Origin of the sequence: Brasilonema octagenarum UFV-OR1, from assembly GCF_963888615.1 — a bacterium.
Classification (GTDB): Bacteria; Cyanobacteriota; Cyanobacteriia; order Cyanobacteriales; family Nostocaceae; genus Brasilonema; species Brasilonema sennae.
On record NZ_CAWPKW010000170.1, the window covers coordinates 53,843 to 74,685 of the forward strand.

Here is a 20,843-nt window from a genome sequence, read left to right on the forward strand (position 1 = left end):
CCTTCCGAAATTCCCCCGCCAAGGGGAGTTCGGCTTAAAGTTTCCGTTACCCATAATGATGAAGTGTTGCTGCTTTGATGCTGGGGCTTGGGGCTGTTGCAAATAGGGTCTAACCCGCTAAGGCGGGAGCACCCCGGTATACGCACCGCAGTAATAGATACTCATAACTGCGATGAGCGCCCAGTGGTTCGGCGGCACATCCTTAAAGGGGTTTGGCAACGAATCTGCTCGGTCTTGAGAACAGGCTTGCAGAACTTGATCTCCACAAGGCTTGGCTTGTGCAGAGGGCGTTACCGGCTGCACGGTTTCGGTATTTTGAGCTTTGACGCATAAAAACCCAATAATATCAAGTCCGGTAATACAACGTTCATAAGTTCGTAGTGAGGACTTTAGTCCTCTTTGGCTGATATAGCAAGGACTTCAGTCCTTACTACAAACTATAATTAGTTCGATAAAGTGTAGTTAATAGATGCAATTCATTCACTGACAACTTGAATTTCATCAAGTCGATTTATCACCACATCCGCACCTCGGACATTCTCCGCCTTCCCCACCCAAGTGATACCAATGCAACCAGCAGCTTTGGCATTACGTGCCATTTGCATATCACCCACAGAATCTCCTACCATCAGCGTGGTACTTGGTTCGACTCCTAAAGCAAGGCACGCTTGCAAAAATAAAACTGGATCTGGTTTACTTGGTCCTTTATCGACTCCCATTTCTAGTTGAATGTAATCACCTAATTGATGATGCTTGACAAAAGCACGCACTTCATCAGTTGTCGCCGCCGAAAGAATTCCTAATTTCAATCCAGTTTCCGACAAAGACTTTAGCACTTCCAAACTACCCACAAACAAAGGTGAAGGTGTATTGCCAAGGTATTTTTCAGCGTCGTTCAAAGCTTGACGGGCGATCGTTAACGACTCAAACCAACTCCGTCCAGTTTCTGCAATATATGCTGCTGCAGCAATTTCTGTTTCGCGACGACTCGCCACTGCTATTAAACCCGCCGGATCGAGAGTATCACCATTAACGCCAAACGCCATTAACAATGGTTCCCCAGTTCCAGGAATTTGGGCATCTATCATCCGTGCTCCTCTTTGTGCGAAAGCACGTAAATCAGCTTCTGAGTCTTCTAACGTACCGTTTTTGTCAAACAGAATCGCTTGGATATTGGAAAACGTCACATTTCCACACTGAATAGTTGCCAAAACATACCTCTTAAAGTGAGTAAATAAAGCAGCAAAGCATATAATATCGCGACAAAGGGTAATACTCCAGAACCCTTTTGTGAGTGATACTAAAAAATGCTTGCTGTTTTGCCACAAATGCTATGGATGAGGAACTGTTATCCCGCTTAGTTGACGAAGCTTGTCAACACCTACCCGGAAGCCCAGAACGTCAAAAACTGCTGACGCGAGTTATTCGCTTAACCTCAAACAGACTCTGGAGGGAAACGACTCCTTACTATCAGGATGCATTGCAACAAACTTGGTTATATTTTTGTCGCAACATTTGTGAAGGAACAACAGGTCAGAGGTACGATTCTTCTTTAGGTAGTGTTATAACTTGGCTGAATGTTTATCTCAAACGCAGACTGCAAGACTTTTACCGTGATCATCAGCGACAACAAACCAGAATAGTTTCTGCTAGTATCAATCAGTCTCGCTCGGGTGAAGCAAGTGAAATTGTTAATCCTGTAGATAACCTTGCTGCTGAACCTGATATTCCTCCTATTTTAGAAAACGTTAGATCGTGGGCAGAGAAAGACGCTGATGGAGAACTGCGCCAGACACACATTCAAGGACATCCGCAAGTAAATTGTCAAATGTTAATTTTGAAACGTATGCCACCAGAAGTGAGTTGGAAGGAACTATCAGCGGAGTTTAAGTTGCCTGTTTCCACTTTGAGTAGTTTTTATCAACGGCAGTGTCTGACTCGTTTACGAAGATTTGCTGAGAATGAAGGTTTATTTTAGCAAATCTTTACACATCCAGATTACTAACGTAGCTATGCAGTTCTTTAGAAAGCCGCTGTAGCAGGAGTGACTGGGATGAGTACACAAAAAAATGATCTCCAGGAAACATCTGTAGTGAAAAAGCACCATTAGTTTGTTGTTGCCAAGCTGCTAAATCTTCATGAGTAACTTTCCAATCTTGTAAACCCCCGAAGGCAGTAATAGAACAATCTAATGGCGCAGAGGGAGTGTAGAGGTAATTTTCCAGAACAGCAAAATCTGCCCGCAGGATTGGAAGAAGTAGTTCCATGAGTTCGGAGTTATCTAGTACTTCTTTGGGCGTGCCGTTATAGCGGCGTAGTTCATTTAAGAATGCTGGTTCTGGCAAATTGTGAATAGGTGGTTCTGGATCGGGAATTTGTGGAGCGCGGTGACCAGATACATATAAATGTAATGGAGTCAAGCGATAATTTTGATAAAGTCGTCGCGCAAGTTCAAAGCTAAGCGCTGCGCCCATGCTATGACCGAAGAAGACGAAAGGTTTATTAAGGCTTGGCAAGAGGGCTTTTTCTAGCGCCTGAATTAAGGGTTCAAACTGAGTAAACAAAGCCTCCTTCATCCGCGTTCCACGTCCAGGTAGTTCAATCAGACAAACTTCCACAGAAGATGGTAAATAATTTAACCAAGGGCGAAAGCTTAAAGCCCCACCCCCAGCATGATGGAAGCAAAATAGCCGTAGTTTGGCTTGAGGATTTGGCTTGGGACAGGTGAACATCAGTTAGCAATTAAGAATGATAAGCAAGCTGCTAAGTGTTATTACAGAGATTGGATTGAACAACAAAACTCAACTTAGTTTGGTGAGTTCTGATATATTCAACCCAATCTACAAATACAGTTATCAGTTATCAGTTGTTCACTGTTCACTGTTAAGCGTTCACTGTTTACTGTTTACTGTTCACTGATTTCATGACGAATGAGTAATCATTCCATTACCTGTGCTGTTTTCTCCTTATCTAACTTGAGGATTAATACTCCCAAGGGTGGCAAACATAAATCCAGCGAATAGGGATGATTGTGCAATGACCAATTGTCTGTCCACTTACCGCCTAAGTTACCCATATTGCTACCACCATACTGACGAGCATCACTGTTGAATAACTCAGTATAAAATCCTAGTTCTGGAACACCGATGCGATAGTGGGAATGGGGTTGAGGTGTGAAGTTGCAAATCACAACAACGAAATCATCAGAATCCTTGTCGTGACGGATAAAAGAAACCACGCTGTGGCGGTTATCGCTACAGTCAATCCACTCAAACCCTTCGCGGGCAAAATCTTGGGTGTACAAAGCTGGTTCGGAGCGGTAAAGATGGTTTAGCTCTTTGAAAAACTGTTTTAGCTGTTGGTGTGGCTCATGCTGGAATAGCTCCCATTCCAAGTCACCCCAGACATTCCACTCACTCCACTGTCCAAATTCCATGCTCATAAACATGGTTTTCTTACCTGGGTGAGTAAACATATAAGTAAACAAACAACGCACGTTAGCGAACTTCTGCCATCTATCTCCAGGCATTTTGCCGATAATATTGCTCTTACCATGCACCACTTCATCGTGGGACAGTGCCAGCATGTAGTTCTCGCTGTGGTGATACCACATACTAAAGGTGAGGTTGTTTTGGTGGAATTGGCGGAACCAGGGGTCCATGCTGAAGTAGTCCAGCATATCGTGCATCCAACCCATATTCCACTTCAAGTTAAAACCCAAGCCTCCGGTGTAGGTAGGCCAAGATACCATTGGCCATGAGGTGGATTCTTCGGCAATTGAGACAATACCAGGGAAATAGCTGAAAAGAGTGTGATTGACCTGACGCAGAAAATCTGCTGCTTCCAGGTTTTCTCTACCGCCGTACTGGTTGGTAACCCATTCTCCATTTTCGCGGCAATAGTCAAGATAAAGCATTGAGGCGACAGCATCAACGCGAATACCATCAATATGGAATTTGTCAAACCAGAAGAGGGCATTTGCTGCCAAAAAATTTCGGACTTCGTTACGGGAGTAGTTGAACACGAGAGTACCCCATTCCTTATGTTCGCCTTTGCGGGGGTCAGCGTGTTCGTAAAGGTGAGTACCATCAAAGAACGCTAAACCATGACCATCTTTGGGGAAGTGAGCAGGAACCCAATCTACAATCACCCCAATACCATTTTTGTGGCATTGGTCAACGAAGTACATAAAGTCTTCTGGTCTACCAAAACGGGAGGTGGGAGCATAATACCCAGTGACTTGATAACCCCAAGAGCCATCAAAGGGATGCTCGGCAACAGGCAGCACTTCAATGTGAGTGTATCCCAAATCTTTAACGTAAGGAATAAGCCGTTCTGCTAGTTCCCGGTATGTTAGGAAGCGTGCGCCTGGCTTGAGTTCTGAAACTGTGATGACTGGCTGGGTTTCACCATTGGGCAGTAGTGGTGGTTCTGCACTAGATCCATGTAACCAAGAACCTAAATGCAGTTCGTAAACTGAAAGGGGTTCGGTGAGGGGATCGCTGTTACGCCGTTTTTCCAGCCACTGTTGATCACTCCAGGTGTAGGCATCCAAATCAGTGACAATGGATGCGGTTTTGGGGCGGGGTTCTTGTTGAAAACCGTAGGGATCAGATTTTTCGTAAATGTGTCCTTCAATGTTTTTAATTTCGTATTTGTAACTCTCTCCTACACCAAGTTCGGGAATGAACAATTCCCAAATCCCAGTCTGACCTTTACGCATCTGGTGTTTGCGACCGTCCCAAAGATTGAAATCTCCTAAAATTGACACATTACGGGCGTTCGGTGCCCAAACAGCAAAATAAACGCCTTTAACACCGTTGATTTCTGTGGGGTGCGCTCCTAGTTTTTCGTAAATCCGGTGATGGTTACCTTCGCTAAACAAGTGCAAATCAAATTCAGTCAGGCGGGGAGAGGGGAAAGCGTAAGGATCATACATCACTCGCTCGTGTTCCCCTTCTTTGATCCGTAACTGGTAGTTCGCCAGTTCATTTGTTTCTATCGTGCATTCAAAAAAGTGGGGATGATGCACCGCTTCCATTGGGTATTCCTTCCGTTCTTCAGGAAGGATAACCCACGCCTGACTTGCATTTGGTAGGTAGGCTCGCACAGCCCAGATGCTTTTACCATTCTGTTCTATGGGATGGGCACCTAGTACTTCAAACGGATCTTGATGTTGATTCCAAACGATGCTGTTAACCTGTTCTGGGGCTATCGTGGTCATAGACATGCAGCTACCTACGTTCGTTGAATAAAGTGATTAAGTAAATTTGCTTTGTAAAACGCCTATATATATTCTTTACATTTCTTTGCAAATTTTGTTGTGATAGTGATCGTACCTTGGAAAGAGTACCAATGGATGAATGTGCTTCACTGGTTGAGTGACTACCGAACGTGGGATGATGTGCACTCATTGTTTGATCCCCATACCCTTCGGCTGCTATCTCCTCCACCAGAGGCTACGCGTAAGTCCCAAAGGGACACGCTTACGCGAACGCCTTGGCGTGCGCTTGCGCTTACGGCTGCGCCCTTCGGCTTCGCTCAGGACAAGCTCAGCACAAGTCCGCTCAGGGTAAACCCTTCAAATGTCTAAAAATGGGAAAAGCTGAAGCAATGTCTTACGCAGCCGTATCAGAAAAACTTGATCTTGAATTCGCGGATCGAGTTTTGGTGGGGGAGCATTTTGTAATTGGGCTTGTAATTGAGCGTATTCCCCAGCAGTTAGAGGCTTACCGTCAACAGGCGATCGCGCTGTTGTAATAATCTGGGTCCGCAATATTTCTTCTGGTAAATCTTGTTCTGGCGGTAATGCCATGACCAATGCTCCCCGTGAAGTGCTTAACTCTACCAATATGCTAGTACAGACAATTAAAAGCAGAAACTTTATCACTTTTCTCATTTTCCCTCTACTCCTGGTCATAAGCTTTAATCTCACGCGCCAAAGTTGCGTACAGTTAACTGGCAGGATGCTTGAGCGAAGAAAGTTTCTTCTTTTTGTGAGCGGTTAGCGTAGCAGAGGCATATTTTTATGCTGTGAATTTTGAACAGCTCCTGGTTTTCTACTTCTTATATTTTTATCTTTCCAGGGGCTTACCTGCCAAGAAACCCGGTTTCTCTATGAAACCGGGTTTCTTGGGGAAGTTGTTGTCAGCGTCTGGCAAGTTCAGGTGCTAGTACCTGGGCACTTTTCCAGTTATGGTAGCTCAATACAAGTTTTCGCTGTTTTGAGACTGCTATTAAGGAGTTTTGCCTGGCGTAGCAGGAGTACTAGGGCTAGCTGTAGTGCCACTAGGTGCAGCAGGGCTAGTTGTTGCAGCACCACCAGCAGGAGGGGTAGCACTGTCTGTTGGTTCAGCAGGCGATGAAGTAGCAGCACCTGGAGTACCGCCTTCGGGTGCTCCACCGCCCCCTTCACAAGCTCCCAGAGTTGCGGCAAGACCAAGAATTAATGCAAGACTGACGATTTTAACTTTCATAACTCCTCTTTCACCAATTGCGGCAATAACTATTTTAGTCTGTTGATTAAGATACCCCATCTGTTGCCTTTTTTTAAGTGACTTGATATCACAGATTTAAGCAAAATTCCTGAGTTTATTGTAGGGTAACTTAATTGTTTAGGGTAGCATTACTAAATTAAGTCACGGAGCGCGATATCATACCAAAAATTCCGATTTTATTCGCATACTCTTGCTTATAGTGACAATGCGTTGTCATACTTTTAAATACGATACCTGAGCACTCAAGATATTCAGGGTTGATTCCAAAACTATCAAGAAATCTAAATTTCTTTAGGAAGCCATGTTTCTTAGGGATACAAAGATTAGTGCGCCTACCTATCACAATATATTGACCGAGTTAATGGTGTTATTTGTGGTTATTGTCTGATCGGCAATAATAACAAGAGTAAAAACAGACAATGATCATACAGTAAAGTCTCATAATCCAAAAATTACAAACAATTATGGCTGTTGCACGTAAATCAGATGTTTCCGCGACGGGCGGTAGGCTCCCAACAGAAGTGACAAGTCGCAAAAAACGTCGCCCTACTCAACAAAAAAAAGCGTCCGCCAAACCTGAAAAAGCCCCAGAGGCAAAGCAGTTAAAAACTTCAAAAGTTGATCTGCCTGCTGTGTCTACACCAGTATCAACCAAAAAACAGAGGGCTTCGTCAAAAAAATCGTCACCCTCTCTACAGGAACTCGCAAGGGAAGCTTCTAGTGCCAAGAAACAGACAACAACATCACTGTCAGATCCCAGCAAACAAAAAGCGTCTACTGTGCCCGTGATGCCATCTGCTGAGACCGTACCTTCCTGGCTGCTGCGGTTCTATACTTTACATCGTTATTCTTCAATTATGGCGTTTGCACTGGTAAGTGTAACACTTGTGGTTTATGGTTGGACTGTGTATTCTCAACAACTCTGGAGTCAAGGATACCGTAAAATGCAAAACTTGCAACGCCATGAGCGCCAATTGATGACTACTAACGAGGTACTAAAAAACAAAATGGCACAAGAAGCAGAACGTCCACCTGCCAAACTCGTATCGCCTTCTCCTGATAAAATGATTTTCTTGAATCCAGCACCTGTTGAGTCTAACTCAGTACCCACCACAGCACCAAATTCCGAAATACAACAGCACACCCCGAATCCACTGGGGTATTAGTTACAGCGCATTGCAAGTAATTGAGGTACAACGGTCTTGTCTAAAAGTCAGGCCCAAAGCCATTTTTACTTCTGACTCAGGACTTGCTGACTCACGACTTGCTGAATTCTGCTGTATTTGCCATTTGTCATTAGTCATTGGTACTTAGACAAAAGACAAAAGACAAAGGACAAAGGACTATTTTCATGCCAAAATCATCAAGCAGAACAAAATTAAAAAACTTTAACTTTCCGAAACCATCATTTAAGAAGCGACAGCAGAAGGGTTCGAGACTAGAGTCGAATAACAAACTTGCTGACTCCACGCAAGAGCAACCACCCAACATAAAATTTAGACTTCTCATTGTTTGGAGCTTTCTCATTGCAGCGGGGTTTGGATTGGGTGTTAACTTATACAATTTACAAATTATCCGGGGAGCAAAGTTAACAGAAAAGGCGCGAAACCAACAAATGGTGAATTTGCGACCTTTTATACCCCGTCGCCCAGTAGTGGATCGCAATAAAGATTTGCTGGCAATTGACCGTCCGGTATATACTTTGTATGCTCATCCCAAACTTTTTGAAAAGTCTAACAACCAGATGGCAGAACTGCTCTCGCCAATACTGGATCAAGATGCTGATGAATTAGAAAAAAAGTTTGACAGCAAAAAAAGCGGTATTACACTTACTACTGCCTTAAGCGAAGAAATTGCAGATCGTATTTCTTCACTACATCTCAATGGTCTAGAGTCAATTCAAAAATACTCCCGATTATACCCACAGCAGGATTTAGCTGCAGAAGTAGTAGGTTATGTTAATCTTGACCGTCGTGGTCAGGCTGGTGTGGAGTACAGCCAAGAGAAGTTGCTAGAACGTTCTATGAATATGGTACGGCTCAGCAGAACAGGTAACGGGTCGCTGATGCCAGATTATGCTCCAGACGGTTTATTCAATTCTGATGATCTGCGACTACAACTGACTATAGACAGCCGTCTACAAAGAGTTGCCCGCTTTGCTCTTAAGGCACAAATACAAAAGTACCGAGCAAAACGAGGGGCGGTGATCGTTATGGATGCGTGGGATGGTTCGCTACTTGCTTTGGTTTCTCAGCCCACCTATAATCCAAACGAATACTCTAAAGCCGATATCTCTTTATTTAAAAACTGGACAGTAGCAGATCTCTATGAACCAGGTTCAACTTTCAAACCTTTGAATGTAGCTATTGGTTTGGAAGCTGGCATTATTAAACCTGAAGATATGTTTAAAGACCCTGGTTACATTCAAGTAGGTGACAGAACAATCAGGAATGCCGAAAACAAACGTTACGGGCGAATAAACATCGCTCAGATTTTGCAGCACTCCAGTAATATAGGCATGGTGAAAATTATCCAAAGAATGGAACCCTCTGTCTACTACGGTTGGTTGGAACGTTTGGGTTTAAGGCAAAGCGTTGATACAGATTTACCCTTCACTGTTAGCAGTCAGCTCAAAAGCCAGCAAGAATTTCTTGCTACACCAGTTGAACCAGCAACGACCTCTTTTGGTCAAGGCTTTTCGTTGACACCGTTGCAGTTGGTGCAAATGCTTGGTGCTTTAGCTAATGGGGGTAAATTGGTCACACCCCACATAGTCCAGGGATTGGTAGATGCCAAAGGACAGATCCACTACTCACCGAATCGACCTGCACCGCGTCAAATCTTCTCATATGCGACTACGCGAAAAGTTGTAGAGATGATGGAAACTGTGGTTGATGACGGAACAGGAAAAGCATCACAAATTCCAGGGTATCGCATCGCAGGCAAAACTGGCACAGCCGAAAAAGCTAGTCGCGCTGGTGGTTACATTATCGGAGCTAAAATCACCAGCTTTGTGGGTATTTTACCTGTGGAATCTCCCCGCTATGTTGTGTTGGCGTTGATTGATGATCCCAGGGGTCAAAATGCTTATGGTAGTACTGTAGCCGCACCCGTTGCTAAGTCAGTGATGGAAGCACTGATTACTATTGAACAAATTCCACCAAGTAAACCAATGACTCAAATACCTGCCAATCAAACACCTACCAGTCCGCGTTAAAGAAAAGCGGAGCCAGCCTTTGTGCCAAGATTTGTCCCTTGCTCCGGTGTCCTCCGCCCTTGCGGACTGGCGTGACAAGCAGACATATCAATTCAAAATTCAAAATTTTGAATCTCCCCATCTCCAGATTTTTGTATGCCTGTATACTGAATTTTTGATCATAAACTTAATTTTTCTTTATCACTCACGGGAGAGGTACTTAAATTGACTTAATGGAAATCTAGATAGTAGACGCTGAAATAATTTCATGCCAGCCTTTACTAGCAAAATCTTCCATGCAAAGCAATTTAGTGATATCTCCTCTCGCCGAGGTTGAAGCAAAAAGTACGCGTATCAAAGAAGAAACAAGTATAAATTACGAGCTTGCTGAGCAGCAATTTATAGAACTGCTAGCAACAGAAAACTTAGACAAAAAACTAGATGCAGATCCCTCACAGAAGAACGAGTTTGAACACACACTCGATGTAGCGATTTCTGCTGCTTATCAAAATGGTGCTGGTGATGATGCAGCTCATCGTTTTCTCCAACGCATACTATATCGCATTAATCGATTGAATCTGTTTTGGTACGATGATCTAAGCCACTACGTAAACGAGCGTTCTCCTTACTTGTACAAGGTACGTGACCAAATTGAGACAGCTTGGCAAGAGTGGGAACTTGGACAAATCGATGTGGCTGCGTTGCAACAACTAGATGTAAAGCAAGCTCTCATTGAGCGTGGTGCTTACGATTTAGAACCGCCTTTATCAGAAGACAGTCGCTACATCCGGGAGAAAATGAGCGAGGCTGGCTACCGTCACTTACTGGCTATTGGCTCGTTTGACGGTTTAGTGGAAGGTAGTCGTCTTTCCCGCATTCTGGGTGGCGCTGCTAATCAAGTACAGTGTACTTTGGTGCGAGTCCTGTTGGAAGAGTACGGCAACGGTCGTTTTTCTCGCAAGCACTCTACATTTTTTGCCCAAATGCTGACTGAATTTGGGATGAACACTGAACCAGAAGGATATTTCGATTTAGTTCCTTGGGAAGTTCTAGCATGTGCTAATCATAACTTTCTACTGACTGAGTGCAAGCGTCATTTCCTACGGTATAGTGGTGGGTTGACCTATTTCGAGGTGGCAGGACCTGCGGCTTATAGAAACTATCTTGCTGCAGCACAAAGACTTGGACTGTCTGACGCAGCGATGGGTTATTGGGAGTTGCACATTCGGGAAGATGAACGCCACGGACGCTGGATGTTGGATGATGTGGCTTTACCTTTAGCCCAAATGTATCCTAATGAGGCGTGGGAACTAGTGTTGGGGTACGACCAGGAGAAGCTGATGGGCGATCGCGCGGCTATTGCTGTTGTCCAATCAATACGTGAAGCAGAACAAGTAGCCTCATCTATGTAAGAAATCTTAAAAGTTAGAAACTCATTGGTTTTTACCTAAGAGCAAACTATTTCTTTAGTCATCAATTGCTTGGCTTAGGAACAGTTTGTGCTTGCCTTTTTGCAAATAGCTTTTAGGCTCCTTACTGCCCATTATAACAATCGTAATCTACAGATAGTGAAAGTCAAATGAAAGACATCTTTTCTTGCCCAGAAGAATCTAATTTCTATTCCAGTTGCTTGGAAAACTTGGTTTTGAGAAATTGTAAAAAATCGGAATGTGTTGTTGAATTTGGCTCCGGAGATGGCAGTCCTGTTATTAATTCACTCTTGAAAAACAGGTTTGATGGTGTGATACACGGATTTGAATTAAATCCTTCTGCTTGGAAAGCCGCTAATTCAACGATAGATGAATATAATCTTGGTCATAAATACATCATCTCTAATTCCAGTTTGTTTGATTCTTCTCAACGAGAAGCAGAGTATCTAGTAGCTAATCCACCTTATCTCCCAGCACCAGATAATGATATTTATATACCTTTGTTATTTGGTGGAGAAGATGGAGCAACAGTTACCAACGAACTCTTATCATTAGGTTATGACAATGTATTACTTTTAGTCTCTAGCTTTTCTAACCCAGAAAGTACAATTCATCACGCAAGAGCCAACGGTTACTCTGTAAAGAATTTCGTGGTTTTACCTTTGCAATTTGGCTACTATAGCTCTGAGCCAAAAGTTAAAAAACACATAGAGGAATTACGAAAAAACAAAATGGCTTTCTATTCTGGCGATTATTACTTTTTAGCTGGTGTTTTATTTCAAAAGTCTCAAGAATCTAAGGTTGATTTATCTAATGAGTTAGCTCAAGTCATGACAAGTCTGTAAAATAGACTGTGGAAAATTTTCTCAACATATTTCATAGTAAAAAAACTTCTTGAAGTATTTCTGTCCTGCTTCAAGAAGTTTTTTCACAAAAAATAAAGATGATGATTTCATGTATCGAGGGTATAGCAATAAATGTCCAACTTATCATATATATACCGACGTACTTACTTGAAAATTCAGCATTGCTCTTCACTGTGATCAACTCCTAGGTAGTCAGCCAATTTTGGATTTTGGATTTTGGATTGACTCCACCCTAAAGGTGACTCGAATTTTTGATTTTAGATTTTAAATTTTGGATGAAAAATTACCGGATTAGGGTTTGTAACGAAAAAACTCAATCCCCAATTCTTTAATCGCAAATCTAAAATCTAAAATTGCCGGATTTGGGATTGAAGAATTAATTTCGTCCTAAAAGGCTTGCCCTGAGCTTGCCGTATGCGCAAAGCGCACGAATCGAGCGAACGCGTAGCGTCTGGTGAAGGAGACAGGGACGAGGCTTGTACCGACTAACCCCAATCTAAAATTTAAAATCTAAAATCTAAAATCGTTTCGGTCACAGCGTGCTGGTACTTGCAAAGAGCACCATTATCACATTTTAGATTCAATTATGAAAATGATTGTTGCTCAAAAGCATCATTTAGAAAAAACTCTCGGTTTAGAGCGAGGGGCATTTTTCGGCAATTCTAGATACAAATAATAGTTATCCGGAAAATCGTATTCTTCAGACGTTTTAGGACTAACTGAATACTTTTTAATAAGTACTCTTCTAGGAAAACCATAAATTTTTTCAAACATTTATCTAGGAATTTTATTAGCATTCATAGTTAATTCATTTATACTTAGTAAGGTAAATACCAAAGTCAGCCGATCAAGTTACCTGCTAGATGTAAAAAAGTTTTGCATAAATCGGGGTAAATGTCAATGTTATTGATTTGTAGATATCTCAAACGTGTAAGTGTCCCCATTGTCTAGGTACTAAATCTTCTGTTCTGATTGAGCATGAAACAAAAAGATCATTTCCGCTCTTAGCGCCGGTACAGTCAAAAAGGAGGCAAAAAACCTGGTTTCTCTCTGTCGGAAAACTTGATAGATCGTATGCTCAACTCGAAGAAACCGGGTTTTTGGGATTAATGTACCGGCGCTCTAGAAAATATATCTAAAAGTAGATGTAATAATTTTATTATTAATTATCATGATCAATTAGTGTGATTTCGGATACACAGAATGTTATATACGAAATTTTAAATGAGTCACAATTTGAATCTGGTTTTTAACAGGATATTGACTGTAACCGCTTTAGCAGCCAGTAATTAGCCAGTTCAAAGGGCTTTTTCACTCGCATTGCACAAGAAAATTGAGTGTCTTTAATTACTGGATAAGCAGAATACCACTTAGATAAAACTACCTGTTATTGATAAGATACATTTTTCCAAAAACCAACGTTTGAAGATCTATCAAAGAAAGATGAACTCACAACCCCCACTGCCTAACAATGAATTGGATAGACTCAATGCATTGCGCCAGTATCAAATTCTTGACACTCATCCCGAAAAAGTCTTCAACGATTTAACCTTCCTCGCTGCACAAATTTGTCATACTCCAATTGCGATCATTAGCCTTATTGATGGGAGTCGGCAGTGGTTTAAATCGAAGGTAGGTTTAACAGCACCTGAAACAAGTCGGGATCTTGCATTCTGTGCCTACACTATTTTGCAGGAGAAACCATTAATCGTCAGAAATGCGTTGGCAGACTCTAGGTTTGCAACAAACGCTTTGGTACTAGGTGATCCGAACATTCGTTTCTACGCTGGCGCACCCCTGATTACACCTGAGGGATTTAGGCTTGGATCGCTATGCGTCATTGATATTATGCCTCGGGATTTGAGTCTGGAACAGGTGGAATCACTACGGGTATTGAGTAGTCAGGTGATGGCACAATTTGAGTTGCGGCGTCATGCGATAAATTTATCACATACTATAATTGAACAACAGCAGGCAGCAGAACAACTTCGTCAGCAACAGGATTTTATTGAAGTCTTCTACCGCCGAGGAGAAGAAAAGGCTCGAAAAGGAGACTACAAAGGAGCCATTCTAGACTTTAACGAGTTCTTGAGGCTCAATCCCAACGGCTTTAAGGCTTACTATAACCGAGGGCTTGCCCGTCAAAAGGTAGGAGACTACCAAGGTGCAATGATAGATTTTGATAAGTATCTGCAATTCAATCCTAACGATGTTGAAGCTCGCCAAAATCGGGGGTTACTCCGCTTTGAGTTAGGAGACTACAAAGGAGCAGTTGCAGATTATAGTAACGCCATGCATCCCCTACCTAACAATTTGATTGCTGGTGATATGGGGTTTACTTACTCTGAAGTTGAAAAAAAAGAAGCAGTTGTAGAACACACCCATTATTTGGAAATCCATTCCAGTGATATGGATATGGACACTGATATCAATATCAGCCAGACTCACACTCACTCTATCTTGGAAAATGACAGTAACACATTTGAGGATAGCATCCAGTATCTGCCATTTAATTCTGACGATGCGGAAGGTTACGTTACCTTAAGTCACACCCAATATCAGCCTGAAGAAAGTACCGCTACTCTGTTACTAAGTTCTGATCAAGCCAAGTTATATATTCAACGGGGTAATGCTCGTTGTGATTTGAATGATTATAGTGGCGCGATCGAGGATTACACACAATCTTTGAAGATGGATCCTCACGATCCACAAGCATATGTCCGCCGGGGAAATGCTCGTTTTCTACTCAAAGATTACACTGGTGCAATCGATGATTATACTCAGTGCTTGTGGATAAATCCGAATGATGCTAAGACTTACATTAGCCGAGGCAATGTTTATTGTGAGTTAGAAGATTACACTACCGCAATTAAAGATTACACTCAGTGTCTGAAATTGAATTCCAACTATGCTGAAGCTTACATCAATCGAGCTAATGCTCGCTCTCGGCAAAAAGACTACCATAGTGCAATTGAAGATTACACCCACTTTCTACAGCTCAATCCTAACGATGCTAAAGCTTATATTAGCCGGGGTAACGCCCGCTCTAAGCTCAAAGATTATAGCGGCGCAATTGAAGATTACAAAAGAGTTTGGTCAAAAGCTATTGAGCAACTACCTAAGCTTTCTAGCGAACAGATGTAAGTAGAAATTAAGTTGAGAGGGTTTTTCAATCGAAAAACTCTCTCAACTTAATTTCTCACCTAAGAAAAGCTCACCAAAATGAAACAAGAGCAATTTCTGATAAAAATAGAAGTTCCTGCCGTAAATTCTTCAACAAAGCTAAAGTTTTTTCGTATAAGGTGGTTTGTCCCAAGGTTGCAAAATATTTAACCGCGTTTTGTAAGTCCGGTATTGCAGCCTGTTCATAACCTAGCTCATGATAAGCTATACCTCGGTTAAAATAAGCATGAGCATCGTTAGGATTCAACTTCAGTGACTCAGTAAAATCCTGAATGGCACTTTTGTTATCTCCATTTTTGCCAGCAATACAACCTCGGTTAAAGTAAGCTCTATAATCCTGAGGATTAAGACGAATTGCTAGAGAAAAGTCGTAGTTGGCTGCTGGGAAATCTTGCAACTGGAAACGAGATATCCCTCTGTCATTGTAAATATCCGCAAGTAGAGGACTAGGGTAGGGAGAAATTTGACTTAAGGCTGAATTATAGTTTGCTATTGCTTGTTGGTGATTTCCCAACATAGCATTGGCAATCCCTCGGTTATAGTAGGCTCGGAAATCATAGGGTTTGAGTGCGATCGCCTCACTATTATCAGCGATCGCAGCCGGATAATTTCCCTGTCTGTACTGGGCAAGTCCACGGTTCACGTAAGCCTCAGCACCGTTTGGTGCATTTTTTATCGCCTGGTTGCAATCTGCTACCGCCTTCTGATAATCTTCTAATTGAAGATAAGCGAAACATCGATTACTATAAGCCGCAGCAAAACTGCTCTGGCGCTCAATTGCTTGAGTGAAATCTTTGATAGCTTGCTGATAGTTGTCGTTCAGCACATTTTTGACTCCCATCTTAAAGAAGTCATCCCCTATGACTTGGGTGCTGGCTGTAGCTGATAAGTGTATTGGTGAAATCAGCACAAAATAAACAAGTACCACAGCAACACCAAACTCAAGCGTGAATCGAAAACAGCGATTCAGGCGATTCATAAGAATGTCTCACATTGCTAGCAGAACAAAATAGTAGGTAAGGCAAATGCCCTACCTATTAAGCTGATGCTTGTATTTAGACAACTAGTACTTATTTTTACTTCCAACCATTATCAGCTTGTCCGAGCACATATGCTGCTACATCTTCAATTTGCTCAGGTTTCAAACGACCTTTGAAGGCGGGCATGGCACCTTTACCTTTTGTCACTTGGGCGATAATAGCTTCTTCTGAGTACATGCCAAACTTTTCCAAAGCCTCTTTTTTCAAGGTTTTGGCAGCGTTAACTAGGTTCTTCCCGCCCGCATGACACTGAGCGCAATTGGCACTGAAGAGTTTAGCTCCCTTAGCAGCGTCTGCTGCAAGAGCTGGAGAATTGAAGGCAAAGGTAAAAATTACCATCACCAACAACAATACTGAAAAAATCTTTTTCATCCCGTGTTCTCTGTGAAAAGGCATATTCTTTAAGAATCACCATAATTTTGATGTTTCCAGCAGTTTTTGTCAAACGACAGGCTGTCAAACTTGGCTACTACAAAATGACTGCCAATATCGAAAAACTTCACGAAATTTTAACTTTAATTTCAAGACGCAATGATGAAACTGTCTCTTCGGTGAAAGTCAGCCTCAGTTCCTCGATGAGTCAACGCCCAGTAAGACACTTCATTTCTATATTTAATGACGGTGGTGATCGCAATTTCAAGGGCTTGCTCTGCTGGGATGATTTTATCTAAATTGACATCCAACTCAAGTGTGAAACTGTCCGATAGAAACTCAACATGAAACGGGAGTGTTGTAAAAGCTGTTTCTTCTTGCATTCCTTGACGATACGCTTCAAAGCGATAGACATTCCAGTCTCCAGCTGGGGAGAGATTGAATTCCCAATACCGATCAGAATTCTTGACAGTTAGAGTCGAGGGAAGGTACTATCCTTCGCCCCTCTCCTACAGAACCGTACGTGCCCGTTTCCGTGCATACGGCTCCTAGATGTTCTTAGGGTTGTTGTTCCCTTTTGCCCATGTGGATATAGTCGTGACAGCTTTCGTGGACTGCTAGAAGGTTTTTGGGCTTCCAGTTTTGATGGTTACCATCTACGTGATGTAGGTGGACTTTTTCACCTTCAGTCATTTTGAGCTTGCAGTACCCGCATGTATGGTTTTGCTTCTTTAGAGCTTTAGAGGTTTCGTCTGTGTATAATTTACTGTTGCGTTCACTCCAGTAGATTAAATCTCCGTCGAATGGGGATTTATTACCTTTTACATTTATGTAGGCATTTTCTGAGTATGGGACGGCTGGAAAAGCTTTCTTTATTAAGCTTGTGCTCAATTCTTTGCTATTTTTCTTTTCCTTGTTGAATACTCTGAATGCTCTATGATTTATGTGCCAAAGTGAGAACTTTGATCCATCCATCTTGCAAAATTGGTGATAGTTTCTCCATCCTCTAACTAGTGGAGCCAGCTTTTCAGCTTTTTCACTAGAACCATAATTGGAGCAGTTGACAATGGCTTTTACTTTCTTGCGGAATGTTCTGAAGTTATCCACTGATGGGACACTTCTGAATTTTCCATTTTTCTGTACTTTAAAATTCCATCCTAGGAAATCAAAGCCTTCTATCGTTGCTGTAACTTTGGTCTTTTTTTCACTTACCTTCATTCCTCTTTCTGCTAGGAATGTGCTAATTCTTTCAAGTATTTTCTCAGCTTTGTCTTTTGGTTTGAGGATTATTACCATATCATCGGCGTACCGAATTGAGTAATGAATATCCTCTATACCGTTAAGCGCGATATTGGCTAGTAGCGGACTTACAACTCCACCCTGTGGTGTTCCTTGTTCTGGAAAGTCGGGATGTGTTCCTGCTTTTAGACATCGGAAAATTCCGAGTTTTACACCTTTAGGGGCTATCAATCTTTCCATGATAGCGGTGTGGCAAATCCTGTCAAAGCATTTTTCAATATCTAGCTCTATGACTCGCTTGTCCTTTCCATTTGCATAAGAGCGAAGGTTGTTGAACAGGATTTTTTGTGCGTCGTGTGCACTTCTACCAGGTCTAAAACCATAGCTCCGTTCGTGGAAAGTTGCTTCATGTGCTGGTTCTAGTGCGTATTTGGCTAAGCATTGCCAAGCCCTGTCAGCAATAGTGGGGACTTTAAGAATCCGGGTTTTCCCGTCCTTTTTTGGAATCGGAATTTCCCGTAGTTTGCTATGATGCCACTTGTGAACGTGCTTAGAGAGTCGTTTTTCAAGTTCAAAGCGTTCCTTAAAATTAAGGGACTTTTTGCCATCAATACCCGCCGTCTTTTTACCAGTGTTGAGCTGTGTTACTTGTCGAATAGCAAGCATTCTTGCGGCTTTAGAATTCAGAATGAGTTTTTGTAAAGACCGCGTTTTTAGCAGGTCATTTGCTCTAACTGCTTGATACACCCGTTTTTGTAGGCGAAATAAATCAGCGCGGTATTGTTTCCACGGTTGATTTTTCCAAGATTCACTAGTGCCGTCACTGTGCCCAATCATGCTCTACTACCTCGTTGTGTATTTCTGAACATCCTGCAACAGTTACGTTGCATCCTACCCGTGTTAAGGGAGTTCGGTATCCCGTCTTACTTACCCAAGGTTTTCGACCTTTCCTTGAGACCCTTAACCCGTTTTTCCTCGTTCCTCAATCAAAATTGTTTTGTGTTTTTAGGTGTAACCCTTTCAACCATTAGAATCCCTTACTCATGCTGCTTACCCTTGGATGTATCAGCGGGATTGTCTCTAATAAAGTCAGGTCTAGCTTATGTCCTGCTCGTACTTGGGTTGCTTTCTTAGGTTCAGTTTCACCATGAACACTCCTGTTAGCGCCAGTGTCACCGCATAACCGATGTCTGATTGCGCATTATGTCCAGCTTCACTCTGTAAGATTCCGAGCTTACTCGGTGTGGACATTAGAGTCACCTCTGAGTTTGAGGGGAGGGGCTTTCACCCTCATTTTGATTGAAGTTCAACCTCTTGCGAGGTTGGATAACTTATGAATTAGGCTATCAACGAGTCGCACCCAAGGAAGAACTCAAAGCAGGTGTCTTTCCACAGTTCGTGCTTTCGTGCTGGTGTGTCTGATGGTGTAGGAATTGCAACTTCTTTCAAATCACCAACAAGGGCGTACTGGATGGTGAATTGATTCGCTTGTCGGGCGATATTGCCTGTAATCTTTAAATTAGATATTGGTTCACACGAAGTAGGGTTCAAAACCTCACCCCTGCCCCTCTCCTTATTAATCAAAACCTCACCCCTGCCCCTCTCCTTATTAAGGAGAGGGGTGTCCGTAAGGACGGGGTGAGGTAATAACTGAGTATCAGCAGAAGGAAAGGGTTGCAAAGAAAACGTCTGGTTGCTCATTTCATATCCTGAATGATGTTGCGAATCGTTGTTTCCTGAGATTCGATGCTTTGGGTGAGTTGAAATTGGACAAGCGCCCTCGCAAGGTTGTGTTCTGAGTGTTTCACCTTGAAGTAGACATTTCCTGCTAAATAGTCAGTAAAGAATCTCAGTCCCAACTCAAACGCAATCAGACGGATTGCATCGTATATGTAAGCATAGTCATTCTCGGTGAGAAACGCCTTTGCCACAGAGAGATAGCCCTGTAGAATTCCCTGACACAAATCAGTATCGAAAGAAACGCTTTCCCACTGTTCAGTTTCTTCTCCAGCGAGATTGCAGCCCGATCGCAAACAATCGCCAATATCGTAATGTACCAAACCTGGCTTAACAGTGTCGAGGTCTATCACACTCACGGCTTGCTGGGTTGCAGTGTCGAACATAACGTTATTGATTTTTGGATCACCGTGCATCAGGCGCAGTGGTAAATTACCTGTGGCTTTGGCATTTTCAAGGACATGTGCGACGTTAGTGCGATCGCTCACAAATTGCAAGCAGTAATTCACCTCCGGCGATTGGCGCGGACTAGTTTTCGCCAGAACTTCCTCGTACTGCTTCAGGTACAACGGCGTAATGTGGAACCCTTCTAGGGTGTCGGCCAGTTTTTCTGGTGGCAAGTCGCTGATAAGATTGTGGAACATCCCCAGAGCATAACCAATTTCTTGGGCGTGTGACTTATCGTGCATCGTGTCGAAAGACTGTGCGCCTTCAATGAAACTGATTGCCCGCCAGAACGAACCCTCCGGGTTCGCAGTCGCTACCCTGCGGGAAGCCGCCCTCCGGGCGTCTACAAGCCGGGGAACCCGTCCAACGCGCTGCTCACCGTCAGCATCTCTCCAGTGATCTTGAGCATCCTTGGTTAACAACACCCGAGGTACTTCCCAGCGGCGGCTGAGACTTGCATTTTGTAGCCGTTTATGAATATGCTCAGTGAAGGTACGCATATTCTGCATAATCAGTTGTGGCTGACGAAATACCTGTGTGTTGATGCGTTGCAGAACAAAATGCTGTTCCTCTGGAGAATCTAGACTCACTAAAAAAGTATCGTTAATATTACCACTTCCCAAAGATTGGACGTCCGTAACCTTCCCTTGTAGGGTAAATTGCTTGGCAATAGCAAAAAGATTGTCTGTATTCTGTGTCTTGAGTTCTTCTGTCATCTTCGTCTTTAACCTGCGCGACTCCCCACGTCATTGCACGAGGCAATACGAGATATCGTAGCTTAACTCAGATCTTGCACCTTCCCCTGAGTACGCCTTGAACTAAAGTACCCTGCGGGA

At 42.8% G+C, this 20,843-nt stretch carries 17 protein-coding genes and 2 pseudogenes; 6 read left to right on the forward strand and 13 right to left on the reverse strand.

Going from position 1 to position 20,843, the window contains the following annotated elements:
- Positions 1-117: 117 nt before the first annotated feature.
- Positions 118-303, reverse strand: coding sequence for a hypothetical protein (locus tag AC5590_RS12050; RefSeq protein ID WP_169264018.1), 186 nt, complete (start codon positions 301-303; stop codon positions 118-120).
- 173 nt (positions 304-476) lie between these two features.
- On the reverse strand, positions 477-1,211 hold the full coding sequence (locus AC5590_RS12055) for an HAD family hydrolase (protein ID WP_169264019.1): 735 nt from the start codon (positions 1,209-1,211) through the stop codon (positions 477-479).
- Positions 1,212-1,333: 122 nt separating this feature from the next.
- On the opposite strand from AC5590_RS12055, the gene AC5590_RS12060 reads away from it, so the two are divergent.
- On the forward strand, positions 1,334-1,978 hold the full coding sequence (locus AC5590_RS12060) for a sigma-70 family RNA polymerase sigma factor (protein WP_169264020.1): 645 nt from the start codon (positions 1,334-1,336) through the stop codon (positions 1,976-1,978).
- A gap of 7 nt (positions 1,979-1,985) precedes the next feature.
- On the opposite strand, the gene AC5590_RS12065 is transcribed toward AC5590_RS12060, so the two are convergent.
- The 4 genes from AC5590_RS12065 to AC5590_RS12080 form a co-directional block, all read right to left on the reverse strand.
- Positions 1,986-2,732: a thioesterase II family protein gene (locus AC5590_RS12065; protein WP_169264021.1), complete on the reverse strand. Its 747-nt coding sequence runs from the start codon at positions 2,730-2,732 to the stop codon at positions 1,986-1,988.
- Positions 2,733-2,938: 206 nt separating this feature from the next.
- Positions 2,939-5,224 (reverse strand): 1,4-alpha-glucan branching enzyme, encoded by a 2,286-nt coding sequence (gene glgB / locus AC5590_RS12070; protein ID WP_169264022.1) that lies wholly within the window; start codon positions 5,222-5,224, stop codon positions 2,939-2,941.
- Positions 5,225-5,581: 357 nt separating this feature from the next.
- Positions 5,582-5,899: a hypothetical protein gene (locus AC5590_RS12075; protein WP_169264023.1), complete on the reverse strand. Its 318-nt coding sequence runs from the start codon at positions 5,897-5,899 to the stop codon at positions 5,582-5,584.
- A 337-nt stretch (positions 5,900-6,236) separates the two neighbouring features.
- Positions 6,237-6,536 carry a hypothetical protein gene (locus tag AC5590_RS12080; protein ID WP_246162566.1) on the reverse strand — a complete coding sequence of 100 codons (300 nt, stop codon included), beginning with the start codon at positions 6,534-6,536 and terminating at the stop codon, positions 6,237-6,239.
- A gap of 425 nt (positions 6,537-6,961) precedes the next feature.
- On the opposite strand from AC5590_RS12080, the gene AC5590_RS12085 reads away from it, so the two are divergent.
- Positions 6,962-7,663 carry a hypothetical protein gene (locus AC5590_RS12085; protein ID WP_169264024.1) on the forward strand — a complete coding sequence of 234 codons (702 nt, stop codon included), beginning with the start codon at positions 6,962-6,964 and terminating at the stop codon, positions 7,661-7,663.
- On the opposite strand, the gene AC5590_RS12090 is transcribed toward AC5590_RS12085, so the two are convergent.
- Positions 7,664-7,801: a hypothetical protein gene (locus AC5590_RS12090; RefSeq protein ID WP_169264025.1), complete on the reverse strand. Its 138-nt coding sequence runs from the start codon at positions 7,799-7,801 to the stop codon at positions 7,664-7,666. It abuts the gene before it with no gap.
- A gap of 47 nt (positions 7,802-7,848) precedes the next feature.
- On the opposite strand from AC5590_RS12090, the gene AC5590_RS12095 reads away from it, so the two are divergent.
- The 4 genes from AC5590_RS12095 to AC5590_RS12110 all read left to right on the forward strand — a co-directional run bounded on the left by AC5590_RS12095 (position 7,849) and on the right by AC5590_RS12110 (position 15,133).
- Complete coding sequence (locus AC5590_RS12095) at positions 7,849-9,714, forward strand: peptidoglycan D,D-transpeptidase FtsI family protein (protein ID WP_169264026.1); 1,866 nt, start codon at positions 7,849-7,851, stop codon at positions 9,712-9,714.
- Between the two features lie 275 nt (positions 9,715-9,989).
- Positions 9,990-11,105, forward strand: coding sequence for an iron-containing redox enzyme family protein (locus AC5590_RS12100; RefSeq protein WP_169264027.1), 1,116 nt, complete (start codon positions 9,990-9,992; stop codon positions 11,103-11,105).
- Positions 11,106-11,272: 167 nt separating this feature from the next.
- The gene (locus AC5590_RS12105; RefSeq protein ID WP_169264028.1) at positions 11,273-11,968 is read left to right on the forward strand and encodes a class I SAM-dependent methyltransferase; all 696 of its coding nucleotides are present in this window, start codon (positions 11,273-11,275) and stop codon (positions 11,966-11,968) included.
- Positions 11,969-13,432: 1,464 nt separating this feature from the next.
- On the forward strand, positions 13,433-15,133 hold the full coding sequence (locus AC5590_RS12110; protein WP_169264029.1) for a tetratricopeptide repeat protein: 1,701 nt from the start codon (positions 13,433-13,435) through the stop codon (positions 15,131-15,133).
- A 70-nt stretch (positions 15,134-15,203) separates the two neighbouring features.
- On the opposite strand, the gene AC5590_RS12115 is transcribed toward AC5590_RS12110, so the two are convergent.
- The 6 genes and pseudogenes from AC5590_RS12115 to AC5590_RS12140 form a co-directional block, all read right to left on the reverse strand.
- A complete protein-coding gene (locus AC5590_RS12115; protein WP_370460626.1) occupies positions 15,204-16,142 on the reverse strand; it encodes a tetratricopeptide repeat protein in 939 nt (312 codons plus the stop codon).
- Positions 16,143-16,248: 106 nt separating this feature from the next.
- On the reverse strand, positions 16,249-16,584 hold the full coding sequence (gene petJ, locus AC5590_RS12120; RefSeq protein ID WP_169264031.1) for a cytochrome c6 PetJ: 336 nt from the start codon (positions 16,582-16,584) through the stop codon (positions 16,249-16,251).
- A gap of 149 nt (positions 16,585-16,733) precedes the next feature.
- Positions 16,734-17,060 (reverse strand): annotated as a pseudogene (locus tag AC5590_RS12125) (DOMON domain-containing protein); the annotation flags it as partial.
- 82 nt (positions 17,061-17,142) lie between these two features.
- Positions 17,143-18,660 carry a reverse transcriptase domain-containing protein gene (locus AC5590_RS12130; RefSeq protein ID WP_169264032.1) on the reverse strand — a complete coding sequence of 506 codons (1,518 nt, stop codon included), beginning with the start codon at positions 18,658-18,660 and terminating at the stop codon, positions 17,143-17,145.
- 522 nt (positions 18,661-19,182) lie between these two features.
- Positions 19,183-19,374: pseudogene (locus AC5590_RS12135) on the reverse strand (DOMON-like domain-containing protein); the annotation flags it as partial.
- Between the two features lie 146 nt (positions 19,375-19,520).
- Positions 19,521-20,723: a phosphotransferase enzyme family protein gene (locus AC5590_RS12140; RefSeq protein WP_169264033.1), complete on the reverse strand. Its 1,203-nt coding sequence runs from the start codon at positions 20,721-20,723 to the stop codon at positions 19,521-19,523.
- Positions 20,724-20,843 lie beyond the last annotated feature (120 nt).